Origin of the sequence: Colwellia sp. 6_MG-2023 (genome assembly GCF_030547765.1) — a bacterium.
Lineage (GTDB): Bacteria > Pseudomonadota > Gammaproteobacteria > Enterobacterales > Alteromonadaceae > Colwellia.
Map to the genome: position 1 here is coordinate 40,800 of NZ_JAUOPP010000028.1, position 15,935 is coordinate 56,734.

A 15,935-nucleotide genomic window follows, 5' to 3' on the forward strand; every position below is an offset into this window, starting at 1 on the left:
TTTCGTTCAACCTATTGTAGGTAATAACTTATGATAAATTTTATTTACTTTAGATATTGTCGTGAATTGTTCTTTTTGCTTAAAAGCACGTAATGACTCTTTCGTACCTAAACAAAGAAAACCGCTACGTACTAAACTTTGAGAAAATAGGGCAATTGATCGGTCTTGTAATGTTTCATTAAAATAAATCATAACATTCCTACATAAGATTAACTGCATTTCCCCAAAAACACTATCAGCTGCCAAATTATGTTCATTAAAAACAATATGTTCAAGAATAAACTCTGCCAATTTTGCACGAGAGTAACGAGAGTGATAATAATCGGAAAAAGAGGCTCTCCCTCCCATAGCTTGATAGTTTCTCGTATAATCAGGAACTCGCTCTAAAGCAAAAATACCACTTTTAGCAATATCTAAGTTTTTTTTATTTATATCCGTTGCATAAATAGTAGCGCGTTGTAATAACCCTTCTTCATGTAATAATATAGCTAATGAAAATACTTCTTCACCCGTTGCACAACCAGCAATCCATATATTAAGTCGTGGGTAAGATTTTAATGCCGGTAATACATAGGTTCGTAAATCTCTAAAAAAGTCAGGATCTCGAAACATTTCAGTAACAGTTACCGAAAAATGATCAATTATCTCCTTCAAAAACCCCTCTTCATGAAGAACTTTATGAATCAAATCACTAATAAATTCAACTTGGTTATTATTCTTTAATAAACGTAAGCGTCGCTTTAATGAAGCATGAGTATAATCTTGATAGTCATAGCCATACCGAAGCTTAACCGCCTGGAGAAATAGTTTAATTTCAATATTTTCAATATTTTCAATATTAGTAGCCATCCTTTACTCCTATAGTTATAGCCAAGCTCTCATCATTGATAATAATTTATCCATATTAATAGGTTTAGGTAAATAGTCACTAGCACCTGAGGCCATACTAGCCTCACGATCGCCTTTCATCGTTTTTGCAGTAACCATTAATATAGGCATATCAGCATACTTCTCTTTACTACGAATAATTTTTGTTGCTTCATTCCCGTCCATGCCAGGCATCATAGAGTCCATTAACACAATATCAACCTGAGGATTTTGTTCTAACATTGTTAAGCTTTGCGCGCCGTCTTTTGACATCAGTACTTTCATGCCTTTATCACTTAACGCTCTTGATAATGCAAAAGTATTTCTCATATCATCATCAACAACGAGTACTGTTTTACCTTCAAGCGCAGTTTCATAAGCAGGGTTTGCATCGGTATTATAATTTGGATACTTATCAAGTGCATGTTCAGAAGAGGCTTTCCCTTGATTTTCTTTAACACTATCTAAAAACAACATAACTTCGTCTTGTAACCTTTCGACAAAACTACCGTCTTTTAATATTAAGCTATCCGTAAATTGTCTTAACACTCTCACTTCTTCATCAGATAAATCTTTCGATGAATAAATAACAACTTGCGGCATCGGCTCTTCAGACAAAGCATTAATTTTTTCTAGTAATTCTGTCCCATTAATATCAGGTAAATTAAGTTCTAAAATAATACAATCAATATTATGCTTTTGTAATTGTGTTAAGGCCTCTTCCCCTGTAGCTGCCTCAAAAACCTCTATCCCTTCTTTTGTCTGAAATTGCTCACACGCAAAACTCCGTGTTTCAGGCTCACTATCAATAATTAGTACACTTTGTAATTCATTATTACAATTAATTGAAAAACCATGAATCGCTTCATCTATTTGCTCTCGAGTAACCGGTTTAGTAAAGTAATTCGCTCCGCCTATTGCTTTTGCTCTTAATGCAGCATTAGAAGCCGACATAAAATGAACAGGTATATTGTGTGTTTTAGCAATCGCATTTAATTGTTTATACACTTCAATACCATCCATTTGAGGCAACTCGACATCAAGTACAATCCCCATAGGTTGTAATAACTTAGCCAAGCATAAAGCGTCATATGGATTGCCGGTCGCAATTGCTTTAAAGCCTTGCTTATTTATCCGTTTAACTAATATTTGCGCAAAATGAATATCATCTTCTACCACCAAGACAACTTGATCATTTTCTGTTAAATTTTCACGATCATCATCAATAAACAGATCGATATCGGCTAATAATCGATTATCTTCATCTAATTCAACCTTAGTTTCACTCTGTACATCAGGTTGTATGTAATCATCATTTAATGGAATATTAACGTTATCTAGTGATACCTTATCTTGAGTATTAATAAGCTCTTTTTCATTCTGCTGTTCTTCAGTAATTAAATGTCTAGGTAAAATAAGGCTAAACACACTGCCTTTACCTTTTTCGCTTTCAACACAAATAACTCCATTAAGTAATTCCGCAAACTTTTTAGAGATTGAAAGACCTAAGCCTGTACCTCCATATTCTCGACTAGTTGAGCCGTCTTCTTGACGGAACGGTTCAAAAATACTTTGTAAATGTTCATTATTAATACCAATACCGGTATCAATAATGGCAAATTGCACTGGCTCAGTTATATCTTCATCGATATTATTAGGCAGAGACTCTGGAATTTTTATTGATAAAGTGACACTACCTTCTTTAGTAAACTTAATAGCATTAGCGATCAAGTTATCCAATATTTGTACGATTTTATCTACATCTGATGTGATTGATTCGGGTAGGTTTTCATCTAATGTTACATTAAAATCAAGCTTCTTTTCTGCCGCTACATGTTTAAAAGAGCGCTTAATACTATGACTAAGTTCATCTAATATGATCGCATTACTATGAATATACATTTGTCCTGCTTCAACTTTAGACAAATCTAAAATTTCATTAATTCGATGCAATAAAGATGTACCACTTTCATGGATAATTTCAGCAGCTTCGACATTATCTTCATTAAGATCACCATCATCATTTTCTGCTAATGATTTAGACAAAATCAATAAACTATTTAATGGTGTTCTTAATTCATGAGACATATTGGCAAGAAACTCAGATTTATAGCGACTCGATTGTCTGATTTCTTCTGTTTTCTGTTGATTTTCAGCTAATGCTTTTTCTAACGCTTTTTGCTGCGCTTGAATTTCTTTATTATGCTCAGATAGTGTTTGGTTAATTTTACGTTGTTTTAATTGTGCACGTTCTAATTGTAGTGTTTTATCTTCTAAGCCTCGACTATTTTCAACGAGCTCTTCGTTAATAACTCTCAACTCTTCTTCTGATACTCTTAACTCTTCTTCGGAAGCTCTTAACCCTTCTTCAGATAATTGCAATTGCTCAGCTTGACGTTTGGTTTCTTCTAATAATGTTTTCGCATTAATAACTTGGTTGAGTTTCTCTAAACTGAGTGCAATCACAGGTATGATTTCTTCGAGCAACTCATGATTTAGTTGCGATAAAGCATCAAAACTTGCTATTTCAATAACGCCTAGTAAGTTATTTCGATAAATAACAGGTAACACGATTAATGTTGCGGGTTGCGAATCACCTAATGCAGAGGACACGGTAATAAAATCTTCAGGTACAGGAGATAAAATTATATTTTGCTGCTCAAAGGCTGATTGCCCAATAATGCCTTCTCTTAATTTGAAGCTTGTTTGAATACTTTCCTTCTGAACAAAGCTATAGCTAGCTTCTATTTGTAAAAGCTCTGCTTCAGGTTTATAAAGATAGAACACGCCAACCGCTCCGTTTATTAATGGCGTTAATTGATCAATAACCTCTCGACAAAAATCATCCAAGGTGTCAGATTGTTGAGCTTTTTCCGAAATACGTGCAATTTGTGTTTTTTTCCAGTTTTCATCTTCGGTTTTCAAGGCTGATTGCTGAAATATGCTAGCAGCTTTAGTTAAGTGCCCAATTTCTCCTGCTTGATTCGATTCTTCTATATTAATAACAGATCCACCAGATGCAATTTTTGTCATCGCTTCAGTAATATTCTTTAATGGCTCTGTAATTGATTTTTCAGTTTTTTTACCAATAAAGAACGCCGTACCCAACCCCGTTAATAGCAATAACCATTGTATTGCATTCAGTTGAGCCACTGAATAAGCATTATCTTTTGCGATCATCGCAAGCTGTACTCGTTCACTTTTGGCCAATCCCCCATCACGTCTCCCTTCTTCATTTCGCTCACCGGCAAGTAACCCGAGTATTTTCTCTGTAAGCGGCATAACTTCAGTGGCAAGTAAATAATTAGTCATATTCCAACGTTCAGAGCGACGAATATCAAACATTTGTTCAGGTAATGGAGTAAAAATTTCACGTGAGGCTGTTAGCTTTTCAAAGGCACTTAGTTGCTCTGGTAACATTAAATATTGAAGCTTTTTGAGCATAGTAAACTCTTCAGTATTACTATGCCATTGGGTTTGAAACAATTGATAGTGCTCTTCTTGCCCGGTAATAAGAAATGACTGTAATTCATCAAAAGTTGAACTTAATGTATTCCTAAAATCAGACATAGTACCCAGTAATCGAGCACGATCTTGCAATGTAGCAGATTGAAGTTTTATCGCTTCCTCTGGATCACGTAATGAATTGGCAATTGACTCATCAATAAAGGCCAATGCTTTTAATGCCGGCTGATCATCTATACGTACACCTCTATCGATAGTTCTCGCATCAGCGCCATTTAACACGAGTTTTTCTGCTTTGATTAAGACAATACGATAAGATTTCACTACCCTTTCTAAATCTTGCAATGCTGAACGTTCGCTTGAGGTTAAGTTTTGCAATCGATATAAGTTAATCACTTTAACAACTTCATCCAAAGCGAGCTCAGCTTGATTTCTTCTATCAGTTGTTTTACGTAGTATGTAATTTTTATAATGATGAATAAATCCATTATAGCCAAGTAAAACACGAATTTTTGAGGCTATTTGTTGTTTACCTGACCTTGCTGAAGCGTTAACATTATCAAGAAAGGTTAATGCTTCGATAGCGGTACTATCATCTACTTTTACCAAACTGTCCGTTATTTCTGGTAAATTCCCCTCGTCTTCAACAACTTTAATGAGCATGCTATTTTCAGAATAATGGGTAATAACTTGGCTAATAATATCAACAGCAAGTAACTCTTCATCGCTCATTGGATATTTTATATATTCATCTAGAAGCGCACGTGACTTTTTAATAGACTCTTCAAAAGCCTGATGTGATTTATCAGTACCACGTAATACATAATTTTTAAAATTATGTATCATCCCTCCGTACCCCATAGAAGCACGAAGCGCTGTTAATATGGATATTTTTTGTACGCTATCAGGGACATGATTTTTTTCAGAATCAATCATAAGTGATATAAAACGAAACATGTCTGATTTAATTGGGTTAGCTTGCTCAATTAGAATTTTATTAGCAGGCTTTTCTTCCAAGGTATGACCGATATCTTCAACCTTTTGCTGTATCTGTTTGAATTTTTCTAAATATAGCTTTACTTCGCTCCACTTCTCAATACTTTCTTGAGACTCCCATTTAGTTGACAAAGAATCTATTTTTATCGTTGTTAAATCAATAACTTCCCAAGTATTATTTCTATCTTTTTTGAACCTTTCATTACCGGTAATTAACCAACCACCAAGAGAAGCCAACGAGCTATTAATCCCCGTTAGCATGAAAGAACTTTTTTCTGATGATGGCATTCTTTCTTCAACAATTTCTTTCGTTGTCTTATTAATAATATTCGTCAAAATCAACGTTGTGCAGACAGCAGCAAATAAAATGGCACTAATAGCTGAAAAGCCAAAAATTAAATTTTGCTTAATAGTCATACGTTTCCTAATTTTTTTCACGAAAATATCTCTTTAAATTATTATTGATGAATAGTAAGTAATACAGAAGTTTTTTACTGCAAGCTTGTGCTAAATCGATTAAAGTGGTTTTCCTCAAAACGATAATTTAATCAAGTTGGTATTGACTACAGTAAGTCTCTAATTTTATATGCTAAAGTTGTGGGCAGAAACTTTCATATCTTGATTTCAGAGTATGTTATAAACGCTATTCTGTCTAGACGATGTCTTGAATAATATAAAATTTTTTATATTATGGGGAATATTAAGAAAGAAAAGTTATAGAGTAATTAATTTAACATGGTTTAGTCGGTTTATACATTGCCTATATACACAGCAGGGATTATCATAACGAGTAATATCCGTGATATAAAAAAGCCTGCTGTTATAATATTAACAGCAGGCTTTTTCATTAAAAATGTCAACGCATAACAAGACGAGACATACTGAAATTAAATAAAGTAAATTATTAAAGTACTTTAGCGATAGATTGCGTTAAATAATTAACGTTATCAGGTGAAATTCCAGCAAGACTAATGCGGCTTGAACCAACAATATAAATACTGTATTCATCTTGTAGACGTTGTACTTGCTCTTTATCAATGCCTAAGAATGAAAACATGCCATTTTGTGTAGTAATAAAGCTAAAATCACGAGTTACACCATTAGCGGCCAACTGATCAACGAGTAATTGACGCATGCCGTTAATACGATCACGCATTTCTTTTAGCTCGCCATGCCACTGAGTCGTTAGCTCTGCGGAGCTTAAAATTGTTTCTACAATAGCAGCACCATGTGCAGGTGGCATAGAATAATTCACACGTACCACAGAAAGTAACACCGAATTGATAATGTCAGCTGCAATTGCACTTTTACCAATGATAGAACAAGCCCCAATACGCTCACGATACAAGCCAAAGTTTTTCGAACATGAACTACAGATAATCATTTGCTCAACGGTATCAGCCATCAATCTTAAACCGAAAGCATCTGCGTCTAAGTCTTGACCAAAACCTTGATAAGCCATATCCACAACTGGCATAAAGCCAACTTGTTTAGCTACCTCTGCCACTTGTTGCCATTGTTCTTGATTTAAGTCCATACCGCTAGGGTTGTGGCAACATGCATGTAATAACACAGCATCATCTTTAGATACTTGTTTTAATGCTTCAAGCATACCATCAAAATCTAACGTTTTATTTTCATAATCGTAATAAGGATATGTTTTAACTATTAAACCTGCTGCAGTAAAAACACCTTGATGGTTTGCCCAAGTAGGGTTACTTACCCAAATAGTAGCACCAGGAGTACAAGATTTGATAAATTCGCCTGCGGTACGCAAGGCGCCAGTACCGCCAGGTGTTGATACAGTGCGAATTCTATTTTCACTAATAACTTTATGATCACCCAGCATAAGTGAAGTCATTTTTTCATTAAATAATGCAGATCCGGCAGAGCCTAAGTAAGCCTTGCTTTTTTCATTTTCTAAACGAAATTTTTCAGCTGCTTTTACACAAGATAAAACGGGAGTATGGCCATTTTCATCTTTATAAATACCCGCGCCAAGATCGATTTTGTTGGCATTGGCATCTGCTTTAAATTTGACAGATAAACCTAGGATAGGGTCTGGTGGTAACTGCTTTAACTGCGAAAACATAAGATTAATACCTTTCTAATTACAATGGTTAATTATTTAAAATGACAATATAAATAATTATACCTCAAGCTATTTGAATAATCATGCACTAATATTGAATATAAATATTTATATTTGTTTAATAAAAATATATCGTTGATGAATTAGAATTGAGAGGTTATTTTGAAGAGGTATTCTACGATAAAGCGACAAAGATAATAGCACTTGTTTTACTGTGCCATAGTAATTGAGTATAAACTATAGAATGGTGCCCCGACCCGGATTTGAACCAGGGACACGAGGATTTTCAATCCTCTGCTCTACCAACTGAGCTATCGGGGCATTATAGATAAACTTTTCAGCAACTAGGTGCTTCAAAGAACGCGTATAATAGCTATAATTATATAAGCTAGCAACCGTTTTCTTCTTCCTTTTCACTAGGAAGCCTAAAAGCTATAGTTCAAAATCGCCAAAATCTAACGCTTTGTCATCAGATAAAGTTATTTTTTTAGGTTCATCTAACAATGAAGGCTGCTCTACCTGCTGCTCTGGTAAAGTTTTAGCTACTTCAATAGCTTTCGGATTTTCTTTATTTTTTTGACGCTTTTTACGCTGAATACAGCGTTTGATTACTTTTTGTTTTGTATCGTTATCAAGATGAACCCATTCTTTTCTTTCTTCACGCGTACGCATGCAGCCAAGGCAATAGCCCTTTTCATTCGATTGACATACTTCCACACAAGGACTTGGAATATCAAAGAACTCTAGCTGCATTTTTGTTAAACCTTATATAAGAAGACCTTATAACATCAAAAAAGAATCCTTCTAGCCTAGCTTATCTGTTGCTATATGATATTCAGGATCTTCAATCACATTTACTTCAACTAAGTCTCCTGCTTTTTCTAATAACACCTGGCACTCTTGACTTAAATGTTTTAAATGCAATTTTTTACCTTTAGCAAGATAACGTTCAGCTAAAGTATCAATAGCCTCTATTGCCGAATGATCAGCAACACGAGAGCGTTTGAATTCAATCACAACATCATCACTGTCCTTTTCAACATCAAATTGCTCCAAAAAGGTCGAAACAGAACCAAAGAAAATAGGACCAATCACTTCATAAACAGTTGAACCTTGTTCATCAGTATTACGATTAACTTTTATTCGTTTAGCATGTTCCCAAGCAAAAACTAATGCAGAAACAATAACACCTACTACCACAGCTATTGCTAAATCAGTAGCAACGGTAACACCAGATACCAGTACGATAACAAAAGCATCAGCTTTAGGTACTTTTTTCAAGATACGGAAGCTTGACCATTCAAAAGTACCAATAACAACAATAAACATAACCCCAACTAACGCAGCTAACGGGATCATTTCAATTAAACCTGAAGCAAATAAAATAAAGCCAAGTAATGCAATAGCCGCAGTTATACCAGAAGCTCGGCCTCTACCACCAGAATTTACATTGATCATAGATTGCCCAATCATGGCACACCCCCCCATACCACCAAAGAAACCAGTTACCGTGTTGGCAGCTCCTTGAGCAACACACTCTTTATTACCTTGACCACGAGTTCCAGTTAGCTCATCAATAAGTGTTAAGGTTAATAGCGATTCAATTAAACCAATAGCGGCAAGTACCAGTGCAAAAGGTAAGATAATTTTTAAAGTTTCAAGATTAAAAGGTACATTCGGAATAGAAAATTGTGGCAAACCACCAGCAATAGAAGCCGTTGGGTCGTTAGTCATATCACGTAAAAAATCCACCACTGTACGGGTATCTAGCCCTAAACTCTGTACTAATACAGTAACAACAACAATAGCTACCAGTGATGAAGGTATTGCCCTAGTTAATTTAGGTAAAAAATGGATAATCGCCATTGTTAATAAGATTAACCCTGCCATTATCATCATTGGAGTGCCTTGAAGCCACTCTAATTCGCCTGCACTATTAGTAACTTTAAATTGGCCAAGTTGTGCTAAGAAAATAACAATCGCTAAACCATTAACAAATCCCAACATTACAGGGTGCGGTACCAAGCGAATAAACTTACCTAATTTAAATAGTCCGGCCAGTATTTGCAGCAGCCCGGTTAAGACAACCGTAGCAAAAAGGTATTCAACCCCGTGAATAGCCACTAAACTAACCATAACAACAGCCATAGCACCTGTTGCCCCTGAAATCATTCCTGGTCGGCCACCGAATATAGCAGTAATTAAGCCAACCATAAAAGCAGCATATAGTCCAACTAAAGGCTCTACACCGGCAACAAAAGCAAAAGCGACAGCTTCTGGCACCAAAGCTAAAGCGACGGTTAAGCCCGACAAAACATCATTTCTCAGGTTTGACACTTTACTGGTATGTAATTCAAACATTTTTATCTCATTGGTTATATTGAATACGTTGGTATAAACGTATTCATGAAGTTAAGAACAGCGAAGACACCTAAAGCTAACAAGCTTAGATATATACAGAGTTTCAGTTAGATTTAAGGCGCGAGAATACTATAGATCTAATGTGAAAAAGTCAATATATGCTTGTTTTTAGAACGATATTAGCTCCGCTACATAGCATGTATTATTTATAAGTTAAATAGCCTAGTCTTTAACTGGTACTTTTACCTTAAAGCTACTACCTTGCTCGGTTTCAAGTAGTTTAATTGTTCCACCTAATTTAGTATTAACCAAATTAAAAACAATATTCAAGCCTAAACCAGAGCCACCTTGTCCACGCTTTGTTGTAACAAATGGATCAAATATACGCTTTTCAAGTGCATCAGGCACACCCTTACCATTATCACTATAAAGCAATGTTAAATAACCATTATTTTTAGTGAATTCTATTGAGATTTCCCCTTCAATTCGCTCTTCAAACCCGTGGATATGAGAGTTCATTAGGAAGTTCGTTAATATTTGATTCCAAGCACTCGGGTAAGTTATTAAGCTAATGTCTTTATCGACCTCAATATTAATAGTATATTTTTTCTGTTTAAAGAGTGTTTTAACCGTGTTTACTACATCGTAAACATGTTGAGATAAATTAATATTAACTTCAGGATCCGTATGCTGTTCAACAGCAACCGATTTAAAACTTCGAATAAGCTCCACTGATTTGTTTAAACTACGCTCAATTATTTGCTCGTATTCCATCAATAAGCTTAATGTTTCGGTAAGAAATGATTTCGTTAACTCCTGTGACTCAATGGCTTCTTGCAGAGCTTCAACTTTTTCTTTTAATGCGGTGATTGATGTAACACAAATCCCTAGAGGTGTATTTACTTCATGAGCAACACCCGCCACTAACTGACCAAGAGATGCCATTTTCTCAGATTGTACTAATTGATCTTGTGCTAATGTTAAATTGTCGAAAGAACTTTGTAATTGTTGATTACTTTGCTCTAATTTAGCCGTTCTATCATGAACTTTAACTTCTAATTCACCATTTAACGCTAGCAAAGCGTTTTCCGCATCTTCCAGCTTAAATATTTCATCCTTCAGCTTAATGCGCATACTATTTATCGCACGTACCAAATAATCTAACTCATCTTCTTTTTGTGGCCTATTAGACAGAACTAACTCTTTATCTAAATTATAACTAGCAAGTTCTTGAGTATAGTGAGTAATTTGAACTAAGTGTCTAACAACGATTTTATTGACGATAATAATAATAATAAAAGTTAAAATGAATATCTTAATAAACTCAGCTGCTAATATAAATCCAGCTTGTTGCCATAATCGATGGTAAATATCTTGATAAGTGCCGTAAACTTGTAAGGTCCCTACGTGTTTACCTTCAAATTTTATTGGATATTCAACAAACTTTTTAACCGTGAAACTACCATCACCATATTCATATAAATAATCAAAATCATTTTTAACCACAACTAAGCCGATATCGGGTAAATCAACAATACCCTGTACTTGTTGTGCGACTAAAGGCTCATTAAAATCCCACAAACTAGTAGCGATAGATGGTATATAACTTTTTTCTATATTTTTAAAGCGCTGTTCTAATAGCTCTACGTCATATTGGAAAGAGGAATAAAGTTGAACAATCGTTGAAAATACAGAAACAAGCGTACTGCATAATAAAATATAAACTAATAACCGCTTGGTAAGTTTGTCATTGATTTTTACTGCTTTATTCATTAATGCTGCTCATTGACATTATTTTTCATCCATAAACCTTAATTTAAGGTGTGTTAATGATAAAAGTCAATGTAAACAATTATAAATAATAAGGCGAAAATAAAATAATCACGTAAAATCCCTTTGCACTAAATAAAAAAGAAGGGGTTTATTAAGAAGCATCGAACACAAAGAGTATTTTTAAAGTAATATTGAAACGTGTTTACAATCCTGGCAAGACAACTAAAATAATCAGATATTTTACTGTTAAAAGTTGTTACTATCCTTTCATAATTATTACATGAGAAAATAAATGCAAATTATAGCTGTACTTGCCCTAGCCTCAATGGTGTGGTTAATTTGGCAATTAATTAAAGCTAAGCGTTTTACACGCTTTAAGCAAAAGATTGAGGATGAACTAAAAGAGCAGGTTATCGCGAGTATTATTGAAGAAATGGCAGAAAGCCGCAGTGATATATTTCCAAATAACGAATATCATCAAGAGGCAACAATATATTACTGGTGCCAATATAAAAGTCGCATATTGCATGCAGCCTTACAACGAGAAATAATTACAGAGCAATGGCTTAAAGATTCAGGTAACTTACGTAATGCACAACACTTGTTCTTTGTTGAAAGTAAGTACTTACCTTCAACAAAGAATACATAAATAGAAACACTACATTTTAGAAAATTGAATATCCCAAACACCATGACCTAAACGGTGACCACGACTTTCAAATTTAGTTAGTGGTCTTGAGTCTGGACGTGGAACATAATCATTAGTATCAGATAAGTTCTTATAGCCTTGTGAATTTTGCATATCTTCAAGCATACACTCTGCATAATTCTCCCAGTCTGTCGCCATATGGAAAACCCCACCAACTTTTAGCTTTTTACGAATAGCTTCAACAAAATCAGCTTGTACAATACGGCGTTTATGATGTTTCTTTTTATGCCAAGGATCAGGAAAAAATAACTGTACTGTAGTCAGGCTATTCTCAGGAATACAATCAGCTAAAATCTCAATGGCATCATGCTCATATACTTTTAAGTTTTCAACCCCTTCTTCAGCTGCTAAAGAAATACAAGCCCCTACACCAGGTTTATGTACCTCAACACCAATAAAGTTTAATTCTGGTGCTGCCTTAGCCATTTCAACTAATGATTTTCCCATGCCAAAACCAATTTCTAAAACGACAGGATTATCATTGCCAAATAATGCCTCTACATCAATTAAACCATCACTGTGATTTAACCCCATAGTTTGCCAATGGTCATTTAAAGCACGTTCTTGCCCTTTAGTTAAACGACCTTCACGCTTAACAAAGCTACGTACTTTACGAATGTACTTACCTTCTTTTTCCGCTTCCTCTATCGTTTTGTGAATGCGGTTTTCATTTTCTTTTTCAGTCATTTTTCTATCTTTCTATTTGATTTAAAGCAATAAACGCTGGCATCTCTAGCATCAAGGAGTAAATAAAAACATTTCAAGCTAAGTATTAAGCATATTTGCCACTTATTGCACCATGTAAAAATGTTTTTAAATAACTTTAGGCTATTCAGCCCACCATACATCGTAAAGTTCACTCACTGCTACTGCAGTAGCACCGTTATCGGTTAACCATTTTTCAACCGCAGCTCTATGTTCATTTGTACATGAACCTAGTTTTTGTGTGCAAATTAAACCATGCCACAACGTATCACCTTCACCACCAAAACCTAATCCGTTCGGTTGAATCACTTCACTAAAGAATTTATCAATAAATGCATCAAGTTCATCGCTAGTTATGCCTTCATTTAGTTTCCAAGCAACGTCAAAACCTAATTCTTTAAACTCATCAACTCTTAATTTTTTACGTATACGCTGACTTCGGTTCTTTGCATCAACTTTCATGGCATAGCCTTAATAATAGTTACTAAAAATAATTACCGCTATTATACAGATTTCATCCCAAGCAATAAAACTAATTTATTCAACTATCACTTTCTTTAAAAACAAACTCTTTTGAGTCAATCAAAATAATTAGTTACACTGCGCTTACATACTTAAAAGTGAAGTTTATTACCATCAATACTCCAATTTCCACTCCCTTAAAAAAAGATGTAAATATATCCACAGCATCTGCTAAGCAGTTTGCAGCTCAAGTAGTTACTTGGTATCACCATCAAGGCAGAAAACACTTACCGTGGCAGCAAAATAAAACGCCATACAGTGTTTGGGTGTCTGAAATAATGCTTCAGCAAACCCAAGTAGCAACGGTTATTCCATATTACCAACGTTTTATGGAGAGCTTTCCCACCATAACTAGCTTGGCTAATGCAGATGAAGACAATGTACTACACCATTGGACAGGTTTGGGCTATTACGCCAGAGCACGTAATTTACACAAAGCAGCTAAGCTCATTGTAAGTGAGCATAAAGGTATTTTTCCTGAAAATATTGAACAGGTAATTGCACTACCAGGTATAGGACGCTCAACTGCTGGTGCAATTCTAAGTTTATCGTTAAATCAATACCACCCTATTCTTGATGGTAATGTAAAGCGTGTATTAGCTAGAAATTATTTAGTAGAAGGCCATAATGGCTTAGCTAAATTTGACAAAGCACTATGGCAATTAAGTGAAATTTTAACACCTGCTACCGATACTGGTTTTTATACCCAAGCCATGATGGATTTAGGTGCAACTGTGTGTACTCGAAGTAAGCCAACATGTGAAGTATGCCCAGTACAAACAAGTTGCTTAGCAATGGCTAGTAATCTACAAGCTGAATTTCCTCAAAAAAAACCTAAGAAAAAAATTCCTGAAAAAAATACCATTATGGTTATTCCTAGAATAACAACGCCAACAAGCGATAGTGTATTAATGGAAAAACGCCCTCCAGCAGGTATTTGGGGAGGTTTATGGTGTTTTTATGAAGTAAGTGACAAAGATGATATTAATAGTTTATTGCAATCATTAGGCTTACAGGCCACAACCGCAGAAAATTCATGGCAAGAATTAGTCACCTTTAGACATACCTTTAGTCATTTCCATCTGGATATTTCTCCTATTATAATTGACTGTATTCAAGTAACGTCCAATTCACATTCTCAATGCAGTAATCAGGAAATTAATACTCAAGAAGTTAGCGAACCTAGAAAACAAAAATGGTATGATTTACACAGCGAAGCTAGCGTAGGTTTAGCTGCATCAACAAAAAAACTTATTGGCTTACTTCAAAATAACTAGCACTGTCTAGATAATGCCAATAATAAACGTCACAAAAACCTTATAACTAACAAGAGAGAATTATGAGCCGCACAGTTTTTTGTCAGAACCTAAAAAAAGACGCAGAAGGTCTTGGATTTCAACTATACCCAGGTGAAGTGGGTAAACGTATTTTTGATAATATCTCTAAAGAAGCTTGGGGACATTGGCAAAAGAAGCAAACAATGCTAATTAATGAAAAGAAAATGAATATGATGAATGCTGACGATCGCAAGTTTTTAGAAAGCGCTATGGTTGCTTATCTATTTGACGGTATAGAGCCAGACATCGAAGGTTATGTTCCTCCTTCATCAAAATAACCCATATTTTTTCGTATCGTCATTATATTATCGCCAATAAACAAAGTTAAAAGTTATTGGTAATGATGAAAATGAAGCCTAATTAATATTTTTAGCTAGAAAATATATATGGCGCTTCACTTAATAAATTCATTACCATATTCATTTTAGCAGGCAAGTTATTATTAAAAAGCCACTGTAATAGTTAAATAAACAGCAGTAAGCGTAAAAAAACAGCAAACAAACCTTTTTAATGAAAAACTTATAAAAAAACAGTTGACGAACAAAGAGAAAAACAGTCTAATAGCGCTCGTCTTAACGAGGTAACGAAAACACTTCGAAAAGCAATGCCCCGATAGCTCAGTTGGTAGAGCAGAGGATTGAAAATCCTCGTGTCCCTGGTTCAAATCCGGGTCGGGGCACCATTTACAGAAATGGTGGTCATTTATTATTAATTAATAATAAAAAGTATTATTTCGGTGCCAAAGTATTATCTTTGTAAATTAGTAATACTGCACACAGCTTTGTGTGCCGACTTAGCTCAGTTGGTAGAGCAACTGACTTGTAATCAGTAGGTCGCCAGTTCGACTCCGGCAGTCGGCACCATTTATAACAAAGCCTCAGCATATATGTTGAGGCTTTTTTATTTAGCAATACAAATTCGTTGATTTATAATCATCGAAGTTTAATTTTTAGTAGAACCAATTAGTTTAATATTGGTTCGGTGCCAAGATAATTAGTTCAATAGAATATAATTATCGCACACGTTTTCGTGTGCCGACTTAGCTCAGTTGGTAGAGCAACTGACTTGTAATCAGTAGGTCGCCAGTTCGACTCCGGCAGTCGGCACC

11 protein-coding genes and 4 tRNA genes are annotated in these 15,935 nt (G+C 34.9%); 6 read left to right on the plus strand and 9 right to left on the minus strand.

Features of this window, described 5'->3' with window-relative positions:
• Positions 1–6: 6 nt before the first annotated feature.
• From Q4503_RS16035 to Q4503_RS16065, 7 genes are all read right to left on the minus strand, one after another.
• Positions 7–849 (minus strand): protein-glutamate O-methyltransferase CheR, encoded by an 843-nt coding sequence (locus tag Q4503_RS16035; RefSeq protein ID WP_303602860.1) that lies wholly within the window; start codon positions 847–849, stop codon positions 7–9.
• Positions 850–864: 15 nt separating this feature from the next.
• Entirely contained in the window at positions 865–5,745 is a 4,881-nt protein-coding gene (locus tag Q4503_RS16040) for a response regulator (RefSeq protein ID WP_303602861.1), read from the minus strand.
• 487 nt (positions 5,746–6,232) lie between these two features.
• On the minus strand, positions 6,233–7,420 hold the full coding sequence (locus Q4503_RS16045) for an amino acid aminotransferase (RefSeq protein WP_303602862.1): 1,188 nt from the start codon (positions 7,418–7,420) through the stop codon (positions 6,233–6,235).
• A gap of 245 nt (positions 7,421–7,665) precedes the next feature.
• A tRNA-Phe gene (locus Q4503_RS16050) sits at positions 7,666–7,741 on the minus strand.
• 111 nt (positions 7,742–7,852) lie between these two features.
• Entirely contained in the window at positions 7,853–8,173 is a 321-nt protein-coding gene (locus Q4503_RS16055) for a DUF1289 domain-containing protein (RefSeq protein WP_215973592.1), read from the minus strand.
• Between the two features lie 51 nt (positions 8,174–8,224).
• Positions 8,225–9,781 (minus strand): SulP family inorganic anion transporter, encoded by a 1,557-nt coding sequence (locus Q4503_RS16060; protein ID WP_215973591.1) that lies wholly within the window; start codon positions 9,779–9,781, stop codon positions 8,225–8,227.
• A gap of 222 nt (positions 9,782–10,003) precedes the next feature.
• Complete coding sequence (locus tag Q4503_RS16065; RefSeq protein WP_215973590.1) at positions 10,004–11,554, minus strand: ATP-binding protein; 1,551 nt, start codon at positions 11,552–11,554, stop codon at positions 10,004–10,006.
• A 292-nt stretch (positions 11,555–11,846) separates the two neighbouring features.
• Between Q4503_RS16065 and Q4503_RS16070 the strand changes: the two genes are divergently transcribed.
• A complete protein-coding gene (locus Q4503_RS16070) occupies positions 11,847–12,203 on the plus strand; it encodes a hypothetical protein (protein ID WP_215973589.1) in 357 nt (118 codons plus the stop codon).
• 9 nt (positions 12,204–12,212) lie between these two features.
• Here the strand turns inward: Q4503_RS16070 and trmB are convergent, their stop codons facing one another.
• Entirely contained in the window at positions 12,213–12,950 is a 738-nt protein-coding gene (trmB, locus tag Q4503_RS16075) for a tRNA (guanosine(46)-N7)-methyltransferase TrmB (protein WP_303602863.1), read from the minus strand.
• A gap of 141 nt (positions 12,951–13,091) precedes the next feature.
• Entirely contained in the window at positions 13,092–13,430 is a 339-nt protein-coding gene (locus Q4503_RS16080) for a YggL family protein (RefSeq protein WP_215973587.1), read from the minus strand.
• A 215-nt stretch (positions 13,431–13,645) separates the two neighbouring features.
• Between Q4503_RS16080 and mutY the strand changes: the two genes are divergently transcribed.
• From mutY to Q4503_RS16105, 5 genes are all read left to right on the plus strand, one after another.
• The gene (gene mutY, locus Q4503_RS16085; protein ID WP_303602864.1) at positions 13,646–14,767 is read left to right on the plus strand and encodes an A/G-specific adenine glycosylase; all 1,122 of its coding nucleotides are present in this window, start codon (positions 13,646–13,648) and stop codon (positions 14,765–14,767) included.
• Positions 14,768–14,829: 62 nt separating this feature from the next.
• Positions 14,830–15,105: an oxidative damage protection protein gene (locus tag Q4503_RS16090; protein WP_215973586.1), complete on the plus strand. Its 276-nt coding sequence runs from the start codon at positions 14,830–14,832 to the stop codon at positions 15,103–15,105.
• Between the two features lie 328 nt (positions 15,106–15,433).
• Positions 15,434–15,509 (plus strand) — tRNA-Phe (locus tag Q4503_RS16095).
• 105 nt (positions 15,510–15,614) lie between these two features.
• Positions 15,615–15,690 (plus strand) — tRNA-Thr (locus tag Q4503_RS16100).
• A gap of 170 nt (positions 15,691–15,860) precedes the next feature.
• A tRNA-Thr gene (locus Q4503_RS16105) sits at positions 15,861–15,933 on the plus strand.
• Positions 15,934–15,935 lie beyond the last annotated feature (2 nt).

Excerpts from the sequence above, each read along its gene's own strand:
- Q4503_RS16045 (WP_303602862.1), bottom strand. The coding sequence starts at position 7,420 with ATGTTTTCGCAGTTAAAGCAGTTACCACCAGACCCTATCCTAGGTTTA.
- Q4503_RS16060 (WP_215973591.1), bottom strand. The coding sequence starts at position 9,781 with ATGTTTGAATTACATACCAGTAAAGTGTCAAACCTGAGAAATGATGTT.
- Q4503_RS16070 (WP_215973589.1), top strand. The coding sequence starts at position 11,847 with ATGCAAATTATAGCTGTACTTGCCCTAGCCTCAATGGTGTGGTTAATT.
- Q4503_RS16040 (WP_303602861.1), bottom strand. The coding sequence starts at position 5,745 with ATGACTATTAAGCAAAATTTAATTTTTGGCTTTTCAGCTATTAGTGCC.
- Q4503_RS16065 (WP_215973590.1), bottom strand. The coding sequence starts at position 11,554 with ATGAATAAAGCAGTAAAAATCAATGACAAACTTACCAAGCGGTTATTA.
- Q4503_RS16055 (WP_215973592.1), bottom strand. The coding sequence starts at position 8,173 with ATGCAGCTAGAGTTCTTTGATATTCCAAGTCCTTGTGTGGAAGTATGT.
- Q4503_RS16080 (WP_215973587.1), bottom strand. The coding sequence starts at position 13,430 with ATGAAAGTTGATGCAAAGAACCGAAGTCAGCGTATACGTAAAAAATTA.
- Q4503_RS16035 (WP_303602860.1), bottom strand. The coding sequence starts at position 849 with ATGGCTACTAATATTGAAAATATTGAAAATATTGAAATTAAACTATTT.
- trmB (WP_303602863.1), bottom strand. The coding sequence starts at position 12,950 with ATGACTGAAAAAGAAAATGAAAACCGCATTCACAAAACGATAGAGGAA.
- Q4503_RS16090 (WP_215973586.1), top strand. The coding sequence starts at position 14,830 with ATGAGCCGCACAGTTTTTTGTCAGAACCTAAAAAAAGACGCAGAAGGT.